Consider the following 19,003-nt stretch of genomic DNA (forward strand, 5'->3'; position numbering starts at 1 on the left):
TAGGAGAGAGACAACATGATAGATAAACAAGCGATTGAAGATATTAAAAAGATTGTTAAAACAGGCCGTGTTTTAACCGAAGAGAGCGATCGGTACAGCTATTCTTTTGATGCTTCCTTTGGTACACATTTACCAGATGTAGTCATTCAAACACAAGAGGTTCAGGAACTTGCTGAGTTGGTTCGCTATGCGAATGAGTACAAAATTCCGGTTTATCCGCGAGGACAATCGACCAGCTTAAGCGGAGGGCCGCTGCCCGTCAAAGGCGGAATGGTCTTTGATTTGTCCGTAATGGATAACATACTTGAAGTGGATGATGAGGATTTAGTAGCCATTGTGTCACCTGGCGTCCTGACCTCTGCGATTCATGCAGCTGCGGAGAAAAAAGGCCTGATGTATCCACCAGACCCCAGCAGTTCTCACGTGTCAACGATCGGCGGCAATCTTGCGGAAAATTCCGGTGGACCTCGTGGTCTGAAGTACGGCGTAACAAAAGATTATGTCATTGGTCTGGAAGTCATTACTCCGCAAGGGGAGATTATCAAGACCGGTGGAAGAACGGTAAAAAATGTGACCGGTTATGATCTTACAAAGCTTATCGTTGGCTCCGAAGGAACACTGGGAATTATTACTAAAGCAATTTTGCGCCTAATTCCGAAGCCACCATCCTCCGAAACAGTCATGGCTGTATTTAACAGCCTGGTGGATTCTGGGCGGGCCATTTCCAAAGTTTTGTCCAGCGGGATCTTACCGGCAAAGATGGAATTGATGGACCAAGCGTCGATTGTCGCTGTGGAAAACTATCAACCTTCCAATTTGCCTGTCGATGCGGAAGCGATCATTTTAATAGAGCTAGATGGTCACCCGGCAGCGGTGAAGGAAGAGGCGGAACAGGTAGCCAAAGTATGCCGTGAGGTGGGGGCGCGTGAGGTAATCGTACCTCAGACGCCACAGGAAAAAGCCGAGGTATGGAAAGCGAGAAAACTCGTCTCTCCGGCGATTGTGCGGATTAAACCAACCAAAATCTCTGAAGATGCCACCGTGCCAAGAAGTCAAATTCCAGAAATGTGCCGTCGCCTTCAGCAAATTAAGGAGAAATATAATATCCATCTTGTTGTTTTTGGGCATGCGGGTGATGGGAATTTGCACCCTAATATTATTGCGGATAAGAGTGACATAGAAGAAATGCAGCGGGTTGAGCAAGCCGTAGCAGAAATTTTCCAGGCTGCCATTGAATTGGGAGGAACCTTGTCTGGCGAACATGGAATTGGCACCATGAAGGCTCCTTTTATGGAAATGGAGTTAGGCGCATCTGGCTTGGATATGATGAAACGGATTAAAGAGGCTTGGGACCCCAATAATATTATGAACCCTGGGAAAATCTTTGCTGAACCGGGTCAAAAGTTGGTGTTGAGATAATGAATCAAATGCTAGAAGATCTAAAAAAAGAGCTGAAATATGAAAAAACAAACAGTTGCGTGCAATGTGGTTATTGTTTGCCAGTGTGTCCGACCTATATGACCATGGGGAAAGAAACCCATTCTCCTAGAGGACGAATCAATTTGGTGAAGATGGTCGGGGAAGGAAGAATTACCGATCTGTCTGTATTGGAAGAGCCGATGAATTTATGTCTTGGCTGCCGGGCATGTGAAACAGCTTGCCCGACAGGGGTGGAATACGGGACGATTCTTGAAGCCGCGAGAGCAGCGATCACCCGACGGAAAAAGTTTTCCTTCCCAGTAAAGACCCTAAGAAATACGATTTTCAAAAAGGTATTTCCTAGTAAAAGCAAATTAAATCTGTTGACAGACGGATTGTGGCTCTATCAAAAGACCGGGTTGCAAAAGGTAGCGCAGAAAACAGGTATAACGAGAGCCCTTCCTTTTAATCTAGGACAATTTGAAGCAATCACCCCAACGGTCACTTCGCCATCCGAGCGTCGGAATCGCTTCAAACGAATACCAGCAAAAGGAGAAAAGAAATATACCGTTGCCTTCTTTACAGGGTGTATTATGGATGCGATGTTCCAACGCATTAATGATTTATCCATTGCGCTTTTATCTCATGTTGGCTGCGAAGTGCTAATCGTGGAAAACGAAACCTGCTGTGGTGCCTTACATGCCCACTCAGGAGAAATGGATGAAGCGAAAGTACTTGCGAAGAAAAACATTGCTGCCTTTGAAAAGGAAGATGTGGAATTTATTATCAATAATGCTGGCGGTTGTGGCGCCATGCTGCATGAATATGACCATTTGCTTGCTGACGAGCCAGAGTGGCATGAGCGGGCGAAGGAATTTGTTAGGAAATCCAAGGACATCAGTCAGATTCTTGTCGCATGTGGCGGAGTTCCAATGAACAAAGAGCTGCCAGGCAGGGTTACCTATCAACGCTCTTGCCATTTAACGAACGTTCAGAAGGTAACCAAAGAACCCGTCCAATTGATCGAATCCATTCCAGGAATTGATTTTATCGAAATGAAGGATAAGGACATGTGTTGCGGTTCTGCCGGTATTTACAACATCGTCAACTATGACGCTTCCATGGAAATCCTTGATGAAAAGATGAAAAACGTGAAAGATACACATGCCACAACGATCATCACCACCAATCCAGGATGCTTGCTGCAGATGAAGCTCGGCATTGAAAGAGAAAAGATGGGCAAAGAGGCTAGGGCGCTGCACTTGGTGGAGTATCTGGCTGAAGCTGCTGGGATTGTGTAGGATAAACTATAACCCGCAAGGAGGACTCTCCATGCGGGTTATATAATTGTAAATATCCAATTAATATATTTACAATTTGAAACAATATATATATAATAAATTATATATTGATTGGTACATCTTGATGATGCCATGAAAGAACTGCCTATATTCGTCAGATCTTTCTTACCGGAAGACGTTACGCGGATAAAAAGCCAGTTTAACTGCGGGAGATCTATGCAGTTTTTCTGGCTTTTTTTGCGTCAATTATGGTTTCGACAAATTTCGAACGGGGTCTGACCCCTGTCGAGGGGAGGGGGAGTCGCTTGGCTGGTGCCTTGGAAGGAATCAAAATTGTGGATTTAACGCGTGTGTTGGCTGGGCCTTTTTGTACGATGACGCTTGCCGATCTAGGCGCAGATGTCATTAAGATTGAGGGAACAGCAACAAAGGATGATACCCGTTTTTGGGGACCGCCCTATGCAGGGGGGGAGAGTGCTTACTACCTGTGCGCGAATCGAAATAAACGAGCTATCCGGTTAAACCTAAAGTCAGATAAAGGCAAGGAAGTTTTTAAAAGATTAGTAGCTGAATCAGATGTTGTCGTGCAGAATTTCAAAACGGGTACGCTTGAGCGAATGGGACTTGGCTACGAGCAATTGAAAGCGGTTAATCCGCGAATCATCCTTGCTTCAATTACAGGATTTGGTAGCAATGGACCCTATAAAGATTTGGCTGGTTACGACTACATCATTCAGGCCATGAGTGGCCTGATGGAGATTACCGGGGATCAGCAATCGGGCCCGATGAAGGTTGGCGTGGCGATTGCGGATGTGTTGACAGGTCTTTATACAACGGTTGGGATCCTTGCTGCGATTCAGGAACGTAATCATTCAGGAGTTGGTCAATCGATCGACATTTCTCTGTTTGATTCACAAATTTCCGCTCTTGTAAATGTTGCCAGCAACTATCTAGTTTCCGGCATCATCCCGAAACGGCTGGGCAATCAACATCCTAACATTGTCCCTTATCAGGTTTTCCCTACGGCTGATCAGGAGATGGTGGTTGCAGTGGGAAATGATGCGCAGTTTCGCAAGTTTGTGCAGGTCCTCGGTGTTGAGGAATGGGCGGATGATCATCGATTCGCAACAAATCCAAAGCGGGTGGAAAACCGTGAACTGTTGATCGGTATGATTTCCGAAAGAATGAAGACTATGCCATCAAGGCATTTGAGAGAACAACTTGAGGCAGTCGGGGTGCCCAATGGACCGATTAACAATATGAAAGAGCTGTTCGCAGATCCTCAGGTTCAGGCCAGGGAAATGGTTGTAGAAATGGCACACCCTACCGCGGAAAAAATCAAATTAGTGGGCAGCCCATTAAAACTATCCCGGACACCTGTTGAAATGAAACAACATCCCCCATTATATGGGGAGCATACCGAGCAAGTCTTAGTTAGCCTCGGCTATACAATCGAGGAAATAGAAGAAATGCAAAAAAATCAGGAAGTTCAATAAGGGAGGAAATAGAAGATGATGAATTTTGCGCTAACAGAGGAACAAGAAGCCGTAAGAAAAATGTTACGATCATTTGTTGATAAGGAAATCATTCCTTATATTCAAGAATGGGATGCAAACTGGCATTTTGAAACATCGATCATGAAACGTCTAGCTGAATTGGACCTGATGGGTGTCTGTATTCCTGAACAATATGGCGGAGCAGGCATGGACTATAATACGCTGGCGATCGTTTGTGAAGAGTTGGAGCGTGGGGATACTGCTTTTAGAACGGCTGTATCGGTTCACACCGGTTTAAATAGCATGACCCTGCTGCAATGGGGAAATGAATTCCAGAAAGAGAAATATCTTGTTCCCCAGGCGAAAGGGGAGAAAATTGGGGCTTTTGGCTTAACAGAGCCGAATGCAGGATCTGATGTGGCAGCGATGCAGACCACAGCGCGTCGTGATGGGGATGAGTACATCATCAATGGATCGAAAACATGGATTTCTTTATGTGATGTAGCCGATCACTTCCTCATCTTCGCGAAAACTGATAAAGATAAAGGGCATCATGGGATCAGCTGTTTCATTGTGGAAAGAACTTATCCGGGTGTGAGCACCAAGGCAATTAAAGGAAAATTGGGGATTCGTGCAGGTAATACAGGGGAAGTGTTCCTGGAAGAAGTTCGTGTACCTGCTGAAAACATGTTGGGTGATGAAGGCGAGGGCTTTAAAATTGCGATGTCCGCATTGGACAATGGTCGTTTTACCGTAGCGGCTGGTGCTTGTGGATTAATCAATGCATCATTGGAAGCTAGCGTAAAGTATTGTCATGAAAGAAAGACATTTGGGAAGGAAATAGGAAAACATCAATTGGTTCAACAAATGATCGCCAAAATGTCTTCTAATCTTGAAATTTCCCGTCTATTGGTTTATCGCGCAGGCTGGTTAAAAAACGAAGGGAAACGAAATACAAGAGAAACCTCCCTTGCGAAATGGATTGCTTGTGACGCAGCATTTGAAGCGGCTAGTGATGCCGTACAGGTTCACGGTGCCTATGGATACTCCAACGAATATCCAGTAGAGAGATTCCTACGAAATGCAAAAGCCCCAGTTATTTACGAAGGAACAAGAGAAATTCACACCATCATGCAAGCGGAATATGCATTAGGCTATCGTTCAGATAAAGCTTTACGTCAAATGCTTCCATCCTGGCCTTTTGAAGAAGAATAGAATTTTAAAAGGAGGGGCCTTGACCCCTCCTTTAATTTTTTACCATCCGTTCGCTCAATGGTTGGAAGGCAATGGAGCAGTCACCGTTCTCTTGAACATACTCAAAATTACCCAGGTATTCTTGGTCTTCGAAAGGATAATCTACCCTCCAATGACTCCCCCGGCTTTCTTTTCTTTCCAAAGCCCCCCGAAAAACTAAGCTCCCGACAGTCAGCATATTCTTCAGTTCAAAATAGGAGAAGAGCTCCTTTCCATGCTGGATGGAAACCTGCTCCAATTGCTCAGCAATCTCTTCAAGCATCTGTAGCCCTTGGCAGAGATGTTTCTCTTCCCTTACGACAGAAGCATAATTCCACATAATCCCTTGAACCGCTTCTTTACACGCCTTAATCGATGTTTTTCCATCTGTATTCAGGGATAGGCAGGGAACTTCATCATCCCAAGGAACGGTTGCTCGTTCGCTTTCCGTAGAATATTGTGCAGCGGATTCACCAGATATGATTCCAAAAACTACCGTATCGGCGATGGAGCTACCCGATAGACGATTCGCGCCATGTGGACCCGTAGCCGCTTCCCCTGCTGCATAGAGCCCGGGAATGCTGCTTTCGCATTTGGTATTGATTTTGACCCCGCCCAAATAATAATGGGTAGTGGGTGTCACGATCATCCAATCTTTTAGTGGATCGGTTCCTTTCTTTCTGAGCTGTTCACAAAAATGGGAATAAGTTGTTTCCATCGTTTCTTTCGGAATGCCAGTGCAGTCAAAGTAAACACCGCCGTCGACGCCGTTGCCCAACTGTACTTCTTGAAAAATGGCTTGGGACATTTTATCCCGCGTAGCAGCCATCTCACCACCGTCAACGTATTTTTGGACAAATAATTCGCCATGCGTATTTCTCAGTACCGCTCCATCTCCAAATAGCGCATTTTCTGCGGGCATTTTTAGCGGTTTAATCATCATAGTAGGGTAGAACTGAATCAGTTCCATATCTTTTAAGATAGCCCCTGCTTCATAAGCTAAGGCATAAGAGTCCCCTGTAATGCCAGCCGTGTTATTATTTTGCGCAAAGAGATTGCCGGCACCACCGTTCGCCAGGATCACAGCTTTACAGGAGATCTCTAGTACCTCTTGGTTATCCATATTAATGGCGAGGGCCCCCGCAATTTTTCCTTCCTTTATTATCAATTTCGTAACCATTGTTTTTTCGATGATCCTTATATTCTTTTCGATAATGCTCGCTAAAAGGGGATCCAAAAAGGATAACCCTCGCGCTAGATAGGAATAACCATCCCAGACGGTAGGAACGGAGCGAGGAAAAGAATGACCAGGTGGTTGTCTTTTCACGTATCGATCTTCACGGATAAAAAATTTCATTCCATAATCTTCTAACCATTTGATCGTTTTCCCCGATTCATGGGCTAAGAGACTAGTTAACTCTTTTTGATTAATCCCTTTTCCCGATTTGATTAGATCTTGGTAATAGGCCTCTATGGAATCGGGATTATCCTCTTCCGGGACGACAACGCAAAATTGAGAGCCGGAAACAATCGTATTTCCACTCTTTCCTGCTTTCTGTTTACAAATAACTGTGACGTCGGCACCCTGCTTTTCCGCAGCCAATGCCGCAATTAATCCCGCGGAACCGCCACCGATGACCAACACATCGGTTTCCACACGAACTCTTTTTAGCATGAAGTCAACTCCTTTTAATAGGAAAAAAGGGAGATATGCTCTCCCTTTAATAGTTTAATTAGATTCGTGCAAAGAAGCCTCTCTGACGCATCAATTCACGGAACAACTCCGGGTGTTTTTCGAAAGCTTCCCGACCATGGAGCCAGAAGTGGTTATTGAGCATCACCAATTGACCAACGGGCAAGGAAACAGGCAGGGTTGCCGGACTATTTTCCATCGAAATTTGAAGCTGTTTTAAATACATCGCTTGCTCGATGTTTTGTGGATGTGTCGCTTGGTGATTATATCGCATACAAGTCGCATTATTTTGTTCATAGAAGGTAGAATGATAGACGACATCCTTCGTATTTTTCGTTCCTCTGTCAGCGTAGCTATATTTAAATTGGTGTGAAGCAAGAGGATGGCTGCGGAATTTCGAAAAGTCTTCCCAATCATCCAAATGAAGCAGGCGTGATTCTCCACCGATGGCATTTTGCTCTATAAATTTCATCATAATTAGCCAATCGGTTGGTTCATCGACGAAGGTGCCATCTGTATGCAGTTCAAGGATCCGGTATGCTTGGCGCAGATACGTATCACTATTATCGGTATGCTTTACGGTGAATCGTGCATAGTACTTTCCAGACATGGAATCAAAATTAGGAATCCCAATCAGATGGGTCACAGCGGTTGCAAAACGAATATAATCATCTGCATTTTCTGTTAGCCCTTGGACACCGATGGTAAAGCCGCCTGTACTGCGGTCGTGAATAATTTGGCGGAGTGTCTGCTGCAAGGAATCGCCGGCAATTTCCTTTAGCTTTTCGGCTACATAAAATCTTTCAAAAGGTACATATTCTAGTCTTTCTACATTGATGTCAGAGATTTCGGTGAAAAATTGTTGGAGCATGCTTGGATCTAATTGGATTTGACGCAAGCGCTCATGGTCAGGATGTGCCTTTACTTCATAGGTTAATGTTTTTACTTGATTCATTGTTGTTCCTCCTTTAATTGTTAAGATTAAATACTTGCAAAGTAACCTCTCTGCCGCAATAGTTCCCTGTAAAGGTTTTCATTTCTATCAAAAGCGTCTCTTCCATGCAGCCAGAATGTATTATTGAGCATAATCAAATCCCCAACCGGTAATGAGACCGCTTTAACATTCGGACTTTTCTCCAAGGATTGAGAAATATCCCGATGGTATTTCGCTTGTTCTATGGAATAAGGAACACTGCACTGATCATTGAAGCGGATGCAGGGCGCGTGATTGTGCTCGTAGAAGGTCGTATTGTAGACGACATCCTCCACGTTTTTGCTGGCCCGCCCTTTTTGGGTAAATTCATAGGGGTGGTTGGCCAAAGGATGGTTGCGGAATTGCTCAAGGTCTTCCCAATCATCCAAATGCAGTAACAAGGACTCTCCACCGACTGCATTTTGTTCCTCTAATTTCATCATAATTAGCCAGTCGGTTTGTTCGTTAACAAATGTACCATCTGTGTGTAGATAGAATCGCCGATAGGCTTGACGCAGATAGGTATCACTCTCAAAAGAGTGCTTCACGTTGAATCTGGCATAATATTTTCCTGACATGCCATCAAAGTTGGGAACCCCGACCAAATGACTTAGAGCAGTGGAAAATTTAACATAATCATCGAGATTATCAGTTAAGCCCTGAACCCCAATGGTAAACCCACCCGTGTTTCGATCATGCAAGATCTTTCTTACGCTGGCTTGAAAATTTCCTCCAAGGATTTCATTTAATTGCTGGGCCAAATAGAATCTTTCAAATGGTACGTATTCAATTCTTTCAACATTTATTTCTTTTACCGCCTCAAAGAATAGTTTCAGTGACTCCTGATCCAATTCAATGTGGTGCAGGCGGTGATAGGTCGGATGTGTTGTTAGGTTAAATTTGGGCTTAGTTCCCACGCTACTCACGATGAATCGCTCCCTTTTATTTGGTTTACATTGTCAGTTTTATAATAAGCAAAATTCATGCCAAATTGATTATTTAGAAAATACGTAGTATATTACGGTTAATAACTTAAAAACATATCAAAATCGGGAAAGTTGTTTCAAATTTGGAATGAACAGATTAGGAGGATGGGGATGGATTGTAAAATTGCTGTGTTAGGTTATAAGAATTTTATCGAATTGGCAAGGGATCTTTTTAAGGACATCAATCAAAATGTCACGATCGATTTTTATGAAACCTTACTTGAAGAAAACCTGGAGCATCTTCCAAAGCTAGAGAAGAACGGAACGGATATCATTATTTCGGGAAGAGCGAACAAGGCATTAATGGCAAGTAAAACGCATATCCCCGTGATTGCCTTTGAAATCACCCTAATTGATATTCTTTCAGCGATTAAAAAATCAATCCCCATTTCTAAACACATTGCCATTGTCCTCGCCAACTTTGAGGAACTCGAATATGATCTATCGATCTTACAAGACCTTCTGGATATCGAGCTAAATTTTATCGCCTATGAAACAAAGAATGATTTGCAGGAAAAACTACAACCGTTTACAAAAACAGAGGGTGTTGTGATCGGGACCAGTATTGCTATGAATATAGCTGATGAATTTGGCTTAAAAAGTATCTTGGTCTATTCGGAAAACAGTGTCCTTCGATCGATTGAACGTGCGCTTGAAATTATCCATTTTAAAAGGGAAGAGGAACAACAGCATCAAAAATTTAAAGCGATTATCCACTCAGTCAGCGATGGGATTATCGCCACCAATGATCGCAATGAAATTACGATTATCAATGATTCTGCCTGGAATTTACTGCGAAACCCAAAGGAAAAGAGCGCCATCCATAAACTATCTGATTTTCTCCCAGCACAAACCCTGCAGGAATTAACCACGGATGAATACAATTTTCAGGATAAGATGATCAAATTGGAAAAGACAACTTTAAATACAAACCGAACATCGATTTTGGTGAAGGGGAAGAAGGCAGGGAATGTGTTTACCTTTCAAGACATCACTAAAATTAAAAAAATTGAACAAAAATATCGTTTGGAAAATGAAGGAAAAGGGTTAGTCGCCAAAAATCACTTTGCAGACATGATAGGTTCTAGTCCTTTAATGAAACAAATCATTGTGCGCGCGAAAAGATTTGCAGGGACCGATTCGACGATTCTCATTACCGGTGAAACAGGCACAGGGAAAGAGATTCTAGCGCAAAGTATTCATAATTTTAGCAACCGAAAATCCTTTCCCTTTGTTGCCATCAATTGTGCGGCTCTTCCTGAAACTTTGCTAGAAAGTGAACTTTTTGGATATGAAGATGGCGCATTCACTGGGGCAGCCAAGAAAGGAAAAAAAGGGCTTTTTGAGCTTGCGCATAATGGAACTGTTTTTTTAGATGAGATTAACTCCGTTTCCCTTCATTTTCAGGCAAGACTTTTGCGTGTTGTTCAAGAACGGGAAATTGTTAGAATTGGCGGGGGAAGGGTGATCCCTATTGATGTGAGAATAATTGCCGCCTCAAATCAAGACCTAATGAAATTGGTCGCATCCAATGCATTCAGGGCAGATCTGTTTTATCGGTTAAATCTATTAAAAATAAATTTGCCCCCTTTACGAAATAGGAAGGAAGATATCATTCCGTTAGCTAGACAATTCATTTTGGGCCGAAATAAAGAACTCTATCATTTCATTGAACCGTATTTTGAGAGTCTATTCCACGGATTGCTAGATTATAGTTTTCCAGGGAACATTCGTGAGCTTTTTAATATTCTTGAACGCTTTGTCATTCTCTGTGACCTGGATCATGGGAATACATTCGAATACTATAAAGATTTGGTTTCTGAATGTATGGATGATTACTCCGAATTATTAATTCATCACGAGGAAAAAATTGAATTCCCACTGAAGGATAATTACAAAGATAGTTTAATGGAGGCGGAGAGGTCGATGATCAGGAAATATATGCAAATGGTTGGCGGCGATAAAACGGTATTATCTGAAAAACTGGGAATGGGAAGAACGACCTTATATAGGAAATTGAAGGAGTTGAATATAAATTAAGCTAATGTTTTATACATTGAAGGGTGGCCACCTAAGTTGTGATCACCCTAAAGAAGGATGCATCTTCTTCAAAGAGGCCTCAATAGAAGCCTGTTTATCGGAAAATCGAAAAAAAGGGAAGGACGATCATGGTGAGGGTAAGAAAGAAAACAGCCACTGCACCTAATTTTCGTTTTTCCTTCCACATCGAGACAGCAAATCCAAAGGTATAAATGGTTATGATTAGTAGAACAAGAAAAGCAACAGTATTCATTTAGTCCCTCACTTTTTTGGACGTAATTGCTTACCATAATCAATAATTTGAATATCCGGTTTTATAATAATCTCCGCTTCAAGATAAGATTTTTCCCAATTAAAATGTTCAAACTCCTGATTCGTTGCAAAATATTTCAGGGCATACCTGGACAAAGGGAGTGGAGAACCTTTTAATTCCGTTTGTGTTTTCCTTAAAAACTTTTCAAACGATATTTTCGTATCTTCAGCTATATGTTTCTTTAGAATTTGTCGATTTTCTTCGCTGTCTGCAAAGTTAACCATGGACGGATTTGACATGATTTCAAATTTTAGAGGTATGGTGATTGTAATCTTGGGTTTTGCGCCCTTTAGGTTCATTTTAAATGTATTATTTTCCGTTTTCAGTATGCGGACTGCGATTTGTTGGCGCTTGTCTGAAAATGGATCAGGCAAATTGATTAATATATCCCCTATGTTTACAGTATCATCTAGAATATTCACGATCCGTGTTTCTTGACCAGTAAGTATATCCGTCATGACACCATTTCTAAACACTGCTGACCCGATAAATTGGGTATCATCAAGCTCACCGAAGACATTCAATTGTCCTGCTATATATTCATCTTCTCCTCGATTAGGAGGGTTTTTTTCTTTTTCAGCCGTTGTATACATGGCCAAAGCCAGATCTGTTCCTCTTTCTATTGTTTTTATAAATCGGAAGAGCGTGGAGTCGGCAATATAACCATTTTGAATCCCATGGTCAATCATGTATTGAAAGTACTTATGGGGGCGTGTTTCCATCCTGGGACGGTTTTTTTGAAAATACTCATATGCCTTTTCTTTACAGACAACTAAAAAGGTATCCAAACGAATTTCTTTATCTTGTATAGAAGTGAATAAGGTTGGCAAGAACTCCTTGTCTTTTGCAAATTCCTCAGAAACGATAATTACTTTTAATAATTCATAACTGATTTCACGGGAAATGACTGCATTCGCGGTACTTTTTGCTGTGATGATATCAATAGCTTCTAAAGTAATAATTTCCCTTGGTTTTTCCGACGATCCCCCGCCCCCTTGCATGCTGCCCACTTCAGGATTGGCAATTAACATGGTGACCTTAATTTTCCCTTCATACTTTGAGCGATCAATTCCGAGACCGATGACATAGGCTTTATTTTCCAATTCAGAACGATCCCAACAACCTGATAATAAAAATACTATAGCTAAAAACAATAATAGGTTACATGTTATTTTTATTTTTGGCATGTTTAAACTCCCCTTTAAACCATGCAGTCAACCATAAAATAATGGATATAGCTGCAAATGTTGGGCCGGCTATATATCGAAGTGGTTCCTTTAATTGCGCCACGTCATTTGGTGTTTCTGGAATCATCCCAATCAATAAATAAATTGTTGCAAGGGACGGAATTAAATATTGGTACTCTTTAATTTTAAATAAATGGCCAAAAATTAACGCATTGATAAATAAAAAGGCAGCAAAGCGAATAAAAGCAGCGGACAGCCAGATGGGGAAGAATAAGGTTTCGATATTTGGGAGAAATTCTCCTAAGGAAATGTAACGAATGGCTACGTGAAATGGATAACCGATCACTACTAAACCTTTATCAAATAAGGCAATAAAAAGCATGGTGGCTAAACTAAGCTGGATGACGACACATCCGAAGGCGATCCATGTTCCATTCCGGAAATCTTTAAAGGATGTCATAAATGAATACAGTGAGGTTAGTATGAAAAATTCACCCCAAAGGCCTAGCCCGGAAGGAGCAGCTTTTAATAGTTCAAGTTTTCCAGGTCCCCATATTGGAAAGATAGATGCAAATTGACTATCATCCAAACTTAACCAAAAGGCAATGAAAAAGGATAGTGCTACATAGAAAATGAGAATATAGGAAATGGATCCAATTCGCTGGATCCCCTTTTTGGCAGCATAGACACAAACAACCATTAAGATGCCGTAAAGAACGAGTCTCGGCGTTGTTGTAAAGTAATAGGCTCGAATGATATTTGTATACGTTCTTGTATCTAACGAGATGGCATAGGAATTCATGATGAATATGATGAAGGAAACGAAAAAAGCAATATATTTTCCAAGTAATTGTTGAATGACCTCAAATACATTTTTATCCTGGAACAGGGATAATGTTTTTAATAATAAAAAGAACGGGATAAAAAAGAGTCCACCTGATAGAAGGGGGACCATCCACGCTGCATTTTGCACATGGCTAAAGAGCATCGATGGGGTATCTTCTGTTCCCTTCATACCTATCATTAAAAATGCGATGCATACATATTCTCGAATTCCCAGTTTGACCTGTTGCTGTTTCATAAGATTTATCCCTTTCTCCGTCTAACCATATCTTTTGGTTTTAAATATCCAGGGCGAAATCTATCCTTCATTGGAACATGACGGATCAGTAGATCTTTTGACGAGAGGAAATATGGTGTCATAGGTGCAAAGTAAGGTATGCCAAATGATTTTAATGAACTTAAATAAAATAAGCCGATAATAAGTACAGCAGTAATTCCATAGATGCCTAAAAACCCGGCACTTAAAATCAATAAAAAACGGGTCATTCGAATGGCGAAATTGAAGCTCACATCAATGATAATAAAAGAGCTTAATCCACTTAGGGCAACGACAATGATGATGATTGGACTAATAATGTTAGCCTGGACAGCCGCTTGCCCAAGGATTAAGGCACCGACAATCCCGATGGTTGGCCCGATCGGTGAGGGCACGCGTAAACCGGCCTCACGAATCAGTTCAAAGGCAAGTTCCATCATTAAGACTTCAATTAAGGATGGGAATGGGACTCGTTCCCTTGTCCCAGCAATGGCCATTAACAAATCGGGGGGGATCATCCCCACATGATAATTGGTTACGGCAATATAAAAAGCAGAAGTAAACAGAGCGACAAACAAGGCAATGACTCGCAAAAGGCGGATAAAATTACCATAAGGGGTGCGCAAGTAATGATCTTCCGGTGAATGAAATATAGACCAAAAGGTTGCGGGAAGAACAAGACAGCTTGGCGAATTATCCATTAGCAAAGTAATGTGTCCTTCTTCAATGAAAGAAGCAGCCCGATCGGGGCGTTCCGTATATAAAAGCGTTGGGAAAAATGACCTTGGCCTTTCTTCTATATATTGTTCTAATATACTTAAATCAGAGATCGAATCGGTATCTAACGACTCTAATTTGTCTTTAATGGTTTGAAGCAGTTCGCTATTTACTAAATCCTTTTCATAGACAAGAAAAACGTCATTTCTTGATCGTTTGGATATGACTTTAAATTCGACAATCAGGTTTTCATTTTTAATTTTTTTGCGGATTAGGGCAATATTATCGATGACCTTTTCGGTAAATGCCTCTTTTGCCCCTTTTACAATGACCTCATTTTGTGGTGGTTCAATTCCTCTGCTTTTGATTTCTACGGTGTCAAATAAATAGCATTTATTGTCCCCATCTACAAAAAGGGCTGCTGAACCGGCATTAATCCCTAGAAGAATATCTTCGATGACTTCAACATTTCGAACTAAAGGGTGTGATACGATATCTTGGATGTTTCGGTCTGGATCCTTGTTTTCAACTAAATCATCAATGATTCCTGTTTGAATATAGGCAAGCTTTGTCATTGTACTTAAATAGATAATAAAAGCCCGGCGATTAAGTGAACTGATTGTAAATTCCCTTATTTTCACATCGATGTTGTCCGGAATGCTGTACAAGTCTTTAAATGTCTCTAAATTCCTTTTATAATTTCGGCTAATTTTCTGCTTTTTTATCTCAATCTCTTGCTGGTTTGATTGTTCAACAAAGTGTGGTTGGGTACTCAATTTCTTGGATAGGATCTTTAAAGGTTTAATTAGGGAATTTTTTTTTCTCATGGCAGACCACCATTTTTTTATTTAGTTTTCCAGAAAAAGGGCTATTTATGTACCCGGAAAAAAGAGGCCTAACCCGAAAGACCAGTAAAAACAGTCCTATGGGTTAGACCTCTTTTCCTCATGCCATTGTCCACTTTTTAATCAATTCAACCACCAGCGCGATCGCTAGAGAAGTGTAGCCAACAAAAAAACTGACAATCCCTAATCCAAAATAATTTTCCGCACGAATTGGGCGATTATGGGATAATCCCTTTTCCCGGAAGATTAAAAGGACTAGACAGATGATCGTGGCTAGGCTACCTCCTAAAACGATTGGGTATAAGGGTTTGTCCATGAAAAAACGTAGAATCATAAATGTGGCATTGGAAAGGATCAGTGTGATTAAGAATATTCTTGTTAGCTTCATGCAATCATCCTCCGTATTATATTATTGCTATCTTACCATAATTTATAGTCTAGTTGGAAAATTGAAACTGTAAAAAGTGACGGATTTTGTTTTATCCTTATATAAATATCCCTTTTATTTTTCGCACAAGAAAACTTGTTGTTTGGAATAAACATTTATGGAAGACAGACGACAGGAGGTCTTCTTTAAATGACCGATAAACTTTTGGAAGTGAAAGGGCTACGAATCCACTTTCTTACAGAACAAGGTGAAATACCTGCGGTTGATGAGGTTGACTTGGAAATAAAAAAAGGGGAGATCCTTGGGATTGTAGGGGAATCTGGTTGTGGGAAAAGTGTCACATCACTTTCGATCATGAAACTTGTTCCAAGCCCACCGGGAAAAATAGTGGAAGGTGCTATTCTATTCAAGGGGGAGGACTTAATTTCTGCTTCAGAAAAAAGGTTGCGCCAGATTAGGGGAAAGGAAATTGCGATGATTTTTCAGGAGCCGATGACATCCCTTAATCCAGTGTATACCATTGGTAATCAAATCAGAGAAACTGTAAAACTTCATCATAGATACAGCAAAAAAAAGGCAAATCAACATGCAATCGATATGCTTAAAAAAGTGGGAATCCCTCGTCCGGAACAAATCATCCATGAATATCCACATCAGCTTTCAGGCGGTATGCGGCAGCGGGTGATGATTGCGATGGCGATGTCCTGCGACCCAGAACTGTTGATCGCAGATGAACCGACAACAGCTCTCGATGTAACCATCCAAGCGCAAATCCTTGATCTGATGAGAGAATTAAATCAGAGTCAAGGCACAGCCATTATGCTCATTACGCATGACCTAGGCGTTGTCGCAGAACTTTGCGATCGAGTGATCGTCATGTACGCAGGAAAGGTAGTCGAACAAGGGGGGGTTCGTGCTATCCTGAAAAATCCGCAGCATCCCTATACCAAGGGGCTCATCCAATCGATTCCCCATTGGAATAACCAGCGTGAGCGATTGTACTCTATTCCCGGGAATGTTCCTACACCAGGGGAGTGGGGGAATGGATGCCGATTTGCCCCGCGGTGTGAATTGGCCATGAACAAGTGTCTAAAACAAATGCCCGAATTGACAGAGGTGGAACTTGCACACCATTCCAGGTGTTGGCTTTCTTCTTAGAGGGGGATTTCCATGGTGCAGACATTCTTTCAAGTGGAAAATTTAAAAAAGTATTTCCCTATTAGGGGAGGGATCCTGGGTAGGGAAATGGGAGTAGTGAGAGCCGTTGATGATGTTACCTTTTCTATTAAAAAGGGAGAAACGCTTGGTTTGGTGGGGGAAAGTGGCTGTGGGAAATCGACAACAGGGAGAGCACTTTTACGTCTTATCGAACCAACAGCGGGGCGTATTAGTTTTGAGGGAAAGGAGATCACTTCCCTGTCCCAAGAAGAAATGCGAAAGATGCGCAGGGATATGCAAATGGTTTTCCAGGACCCGTTCGCTTCACTAAATCCGCGCCATACGGTGGAACGAATTTTGGAAGAGCCTTTGATTGTCCATGGAATAGGGGATCGAAAAGAACGAAAAAAAAGGGTGAGGGAGCTATTGGACGTTGTGGGTTTAACGGCATACCATGCCAAGCGGTATCCCCATCAATTTTCCGGAGGCCAACGGCAGCGGATTGTTATTGCTCGAGCTTTGGCACTAAACCCAAAATTGATTATCGCCGATGAACCTGTATCTGCGTTGGATGTTTCGATTCAAGCTCAGGTGCTAAATCTTTTGCAGGATCTGCAAAAGGAATTTCAATTAACCTACCTATTCATTGCCCATGACTTAAGTGTAGTGAAGCATATCAGTGATCGTGTCGGTGTCATGTATTTGGGCCGTCTGATAGAACTGGCCGAGAAGAAAATACTTTATCAGTACCCGAGACATCCGTATACACAGGCGTTACTATCATCGGTTCCCTTTCCTGACCCGGATTACAAAAAGGAAAGAATCATCCTTCAGGGTGACGTCCCAAGCCCAGCGAATGTCCCCCAAGGCTGTGCTTTTCATACGCGTTGTTCGCTGGTGATGGAGCGGTGCAAAACACAAAGACCTGAGTTGAAAGAAAGTGGTCCAGGACATTTCGTAGCCTGTCACCTTTATGATAAAATTTAAGTAATGGTAACGAAAATTTGGAAAAAGGGAGCCGAGACAAATGTCAGGTGAATACAAAAGCCGTATTCAGCAATTTATGGACTATTTGGAACAACAATCCCTGGATATGGCAATCATTACATCCCCCGTCCATATCTATTTCTTTACCGGCTACTACTCTGACCCCCATGAACGTTTTCTGGCTTTACTTCTCGATCGGAGGGCAGAGGAAGTAACCCTTTTTGTCCCCTCCTTGGATTTGGAATCCGCCAGGCAAGCGTCCATTATTCAAGAGATGATCCCTGTTTCCGATACAGAAAATCCCTATCAACTGCTTAGTCAAAAAATGGGGAGGCAGGTTGTCAAACTTGGAATTGAAAAAAAGGCAGTGAATCTATTTCAATATGAACAACTAAATCAATGTGCTGCCATTGGGGAATTTGTTGATTTGGAGCCTTTTATTCTTTCTTTAAGATTAATTAAGTCTGCCTCCGAGATCGAGTCAGTTCGAAAAGCCGTTGCCGTCGTTGAGCGTGTACTTGCAGAGGGAGTAAAGAGGGTGAAACCAAGGGTATCCGAGTTAGAATTAGTAGCTGAGTTGGAATATCAGATGAAATTATTTGGAGCTGAAAGGCCTGCCTTTGAAACAACGGTATTGACAGGATCCCGTTCGGCACTGCCGCATGGTCGTCCCAATCAAACTCGTATCAACCAAGGCGATTTTCTCCTATTTGATCTAGGAGTTTTTGTGAATGGATATTGTTCTGATATAACGCGAACCTTTGTGATTGGCGAAGCAACAAAAGAACAGCAACGAATCTATGAAACAGTCCTGCGCGCTAACCTGAAGGCGATTGAATCCGTGCAAAGGAATCAGGAGATCGGGATGCTTGACCAGGAAGCCAGAAAAGTGATTGAGCATGAAGGCTTTGGGGACTACTTTATTCACCGTGTGGGCCACGGGTTAGGCTTGGAGATCCACGAAAATCCATCCATTCATCAGCAAAATAAATTAATGATCGAGCCAGGCATGCTGTTTACGATTGAACCAGGTATCTACATCCCTGGGATGGGCGGGGTCCGGATTGAGGATGATATCGTGGTTAATGCGGAAGGGAAGGCCGAGGTTCTCACAACTTACCCAAAAACTATTCAATACCTGTGTTAGCATAAACACAGGTATTGTTGG

Annotated in this window: 16 protein-coding genes; 8 read left to right on the plus strand and 8 right to left on the minus strand. The window is 42.0% G+C overall.

Features of this window, described 5'->3' with window-relative positions; translation table 11 throughout:
• The first annotated feature begins 15 nt into the window (after positions 1-15).
• The 4 genes from J2Z37_RS19135 (at position 16) to J2Z37_RS19150 (ending at position 5,431) form a co-directional block, all read left to right on the plus strand.
• A complete protein-coding gene (locus J2Z37_RS19135; RefSeq protein ID WP_209811917.1) occupies positions 16-1,419 on the plus strand; it encodes an FAD-binding oxidoreductase in 1,404 nt (467 codons plus the stop codon).
• Complete coding sequence (locus J2Z37_RS19140) at positions 1,419-2,720, plus strand: (Fe-S)-binding protein (protein ID WP_209811918.1); 1,302 nt, start codon at positions 1,419-1,421, stop codon at positions 2,718-2,720. The genes J2Z37_RS19135 and J2Z37_RS19140 overlap by 1 nt, the downstream gene beginning before the upstream one ends.
• Positions 2,721-3,025: 305 nt before the next feature.
• Positions 3,026-4,216 carry a CaiB/BaiF CoA transferase family protein gene (locus J2Z37_RS19145; protein ID WP_209811919.1) on the plus strand — a complete coding sequence of 397 codons (1,191 nt, stop codon included), beginning with the start codon at positions 3,026-3,028 and terminating at the stop codon, positions 4,214-4,216.
• A gap of 18 nt (positions 4,217-4,234) precedes the next feature.
• On the plus strand, positions 4,235-5,431 hold the full coding sequence (locus tag J2Z37_RS19150) for an acyl-CoA dehydrogenase family protein (protein WP_209811968.1): 1,197 nt from the start codon (positions 4,235-4,237) through the stop codon (positions 5,429-5,431).
• 31 nt (positions 5,432-5,462) lie between these two features.
• Here J2Z37_RS19150 and J2Z37_RS19155 read toward each other — a convergent pair whose 3' ends face one another.
• Genes J2Z37_RS19155 through glaH (J2Z37_RS19165) form a run of 3 tightly spaced genes read right to left on the minus strand, consistent with a single transcriptional unit; the run spans position 5,463 to position 9,044 of the window.
• The gene (locus J2Z37_RS19155; RefSeq protein WP_209811920.1) at positions 5,463-7,124 is read right to left on the minus strand and encodes an L-aspartate oxidase; all 1,662 of its coding nucleotides are present in this window, start codon (positions 7,122-7,124) and stop codon (positions 5,463-5,465) included.
• Positions 7,125-7,182: 58 nt separating this feature from the next.
• Complete coding sequence (gene glaH, locus J2Z37_RS19160; protein ID WP_209811921.1) at positions 7,183-8,097, minus strand: glutarate dioxygenase GlaH; 915 nt, start codon at positions 8,095-8,097, stop codon at positions 7,183-7,185.
• A 26-nt stretch (positions 8,098-8,123) separates the two neighbouring features.
• Entirely contained in the window at positions 8,124-9,044 is a 921-nt protein-coding gene (gene glaH / locus J2Z37_RS19165) for a glutarate dioxygenase GlaH (RefSeq protein WP_209811969.1), read from the minus strand.
• A 168-nt stretch (positions 9,045-9,212) separates the two neighbouring features.
• Here glaH (J2Z37_RS19165) and J2Z37_RS19170 point away from each other — a divergent pair, with 168 nt between their 5' ends.
• Positions 9,213-11,141, plus strand: coding sequence for a sigma-54-dependent Fis family transcriptional regulator (locus J2Z37_RS19170; protein WP_209811922.1), 1,929 nt, complete (start codon positions 9,213-9,215; stop codon positions 11,139-11,141).
• Between the two features lie 94 nt (positions 11,142-11,235).
• On the opposite strand, the gene J2Z37_RS19175 is transcribed toward J2Z37_RS19170, so the two are convergent.
• The 5 genes from J2Z37_RS19175 to J2Z37_RS19195 all read right to left on the minus strand — a co-directional run bounded on the left by J2Z37_RS19175 (position 11,236) and on the right by J2Z37_RS19195 (position 15,690).
• A complete protein-coding gene (locus J2Z37_RS19175; RefSeq protein ID WP_209811923.1) occupies positions 11,236-11,394 on the minus strand; it encodes a hypothetical protein in 159 nt (52 codons plus the stop codon).
• Positions 11,395-11,402: 8 nt separating this feature from the next.
• Positions 11,403-12,641 carry a Ger(x)C family spore germination protein gene (locus J2Z37_RS19180; RefSeq protein WP_209811924.1) on the minus strand — a complete coding sequence of 413 codons (1,239 nt, stop codon included), beginning with the start codon at positions 12,639-12,641 and terminating at the stop codon, positions 11,403-11,405.
• Complete coding sequence (locus tag J2Z37_RS19185) at positions 12,616-13,722, minus strand: GerAB/ArcD/ProY family transporter (protein WP_209811925.1); 1,107 nt, start codon at positions 13,720-13,722, stop codon at positions 12,616-12,618. The genes J2Z37_RS19180 and J2Z37_RS19185 overlap by 26 nt, the downstream gene beginning before the upstream one ends.
• A gap of 5 nt (positions 13,723-13,727) precedes the next feature.
• Entirely contained in the window at positions 13,728-15,284 is a 1,557-nt protein-coding gene (locus J2Z37_RS19190) for a spore germination protein (RefSeq protein WP_209811926.1), read from the minus strand.
• A gap of 118 nt (positions 15,285-15,402) precedes the next feature.
• Complete coding sequence (locus J2Z37_RS19195; protein ID WP_209811927.1) at positions 15,403-15,690, minus strand: hypothetical protein; 288 nt, start codon at positions 15,688-15,690, stop codon at positions 15,403-15,405.
• Between the two features lie 189 nt (positions 15,691-15,879).
• On the opposite strand from J2Z37_RS19195, the gene J2Z37_RS19200 reads away from it, so the two are divergent.
• From J2Z37_RS19200 to J2Z37_RS19210, 3 genes are read left to right on the plus strand one after another with little or no spacing between them, the layout of a single operon-like run.
• The gene (locus J2Z37_RS19200; RefSeq protein WP_209811928.1) at positions 15,880-16,848 is read left to right on the plus strand and encodes an ABC transporter ATP-binding protein; all 969 of its coding nucleotides are present in this window, start codon (positions 15,880-15,882) and stop codon (positions 16,846-16,848) included.
• Positions 16,849-16,860: 12 nt separating this feature from the next.
• A complete protein-coding gene (locus J2Z37_RS19205; protein ID WP_209811929.1) occupies positions 16,861-17,835 on the plus strand; it encodes an ABC transporter ATP-binding protein in 975 nt (324 codons plus the stop codon).
• Between the two features lie 40 nt (positions 17,836-17,875).
• Positions 17,876-18,982, plus strand: coding sequence for a M24 family metallopeptidase (locus J2Z37_RS19210; RefSeq protein WP_209811930.1), 1,107 nt, complete (start codon positions 17,876-17,878; stop codon positions 18,980-18,982).
• Positions 18,983-19,003: the final 21 nt, after the last annotated feature.

The organism is Ammoniphilus resinae, assembly GCF_017873965.1.
Classification (GTDB): domain Bacteria; phylum Bacillota; class Bacilli; order Aneurinibacillales; family RAOX-1; genus Ammoniphilus_A; species Ammoniphilus_A resinae.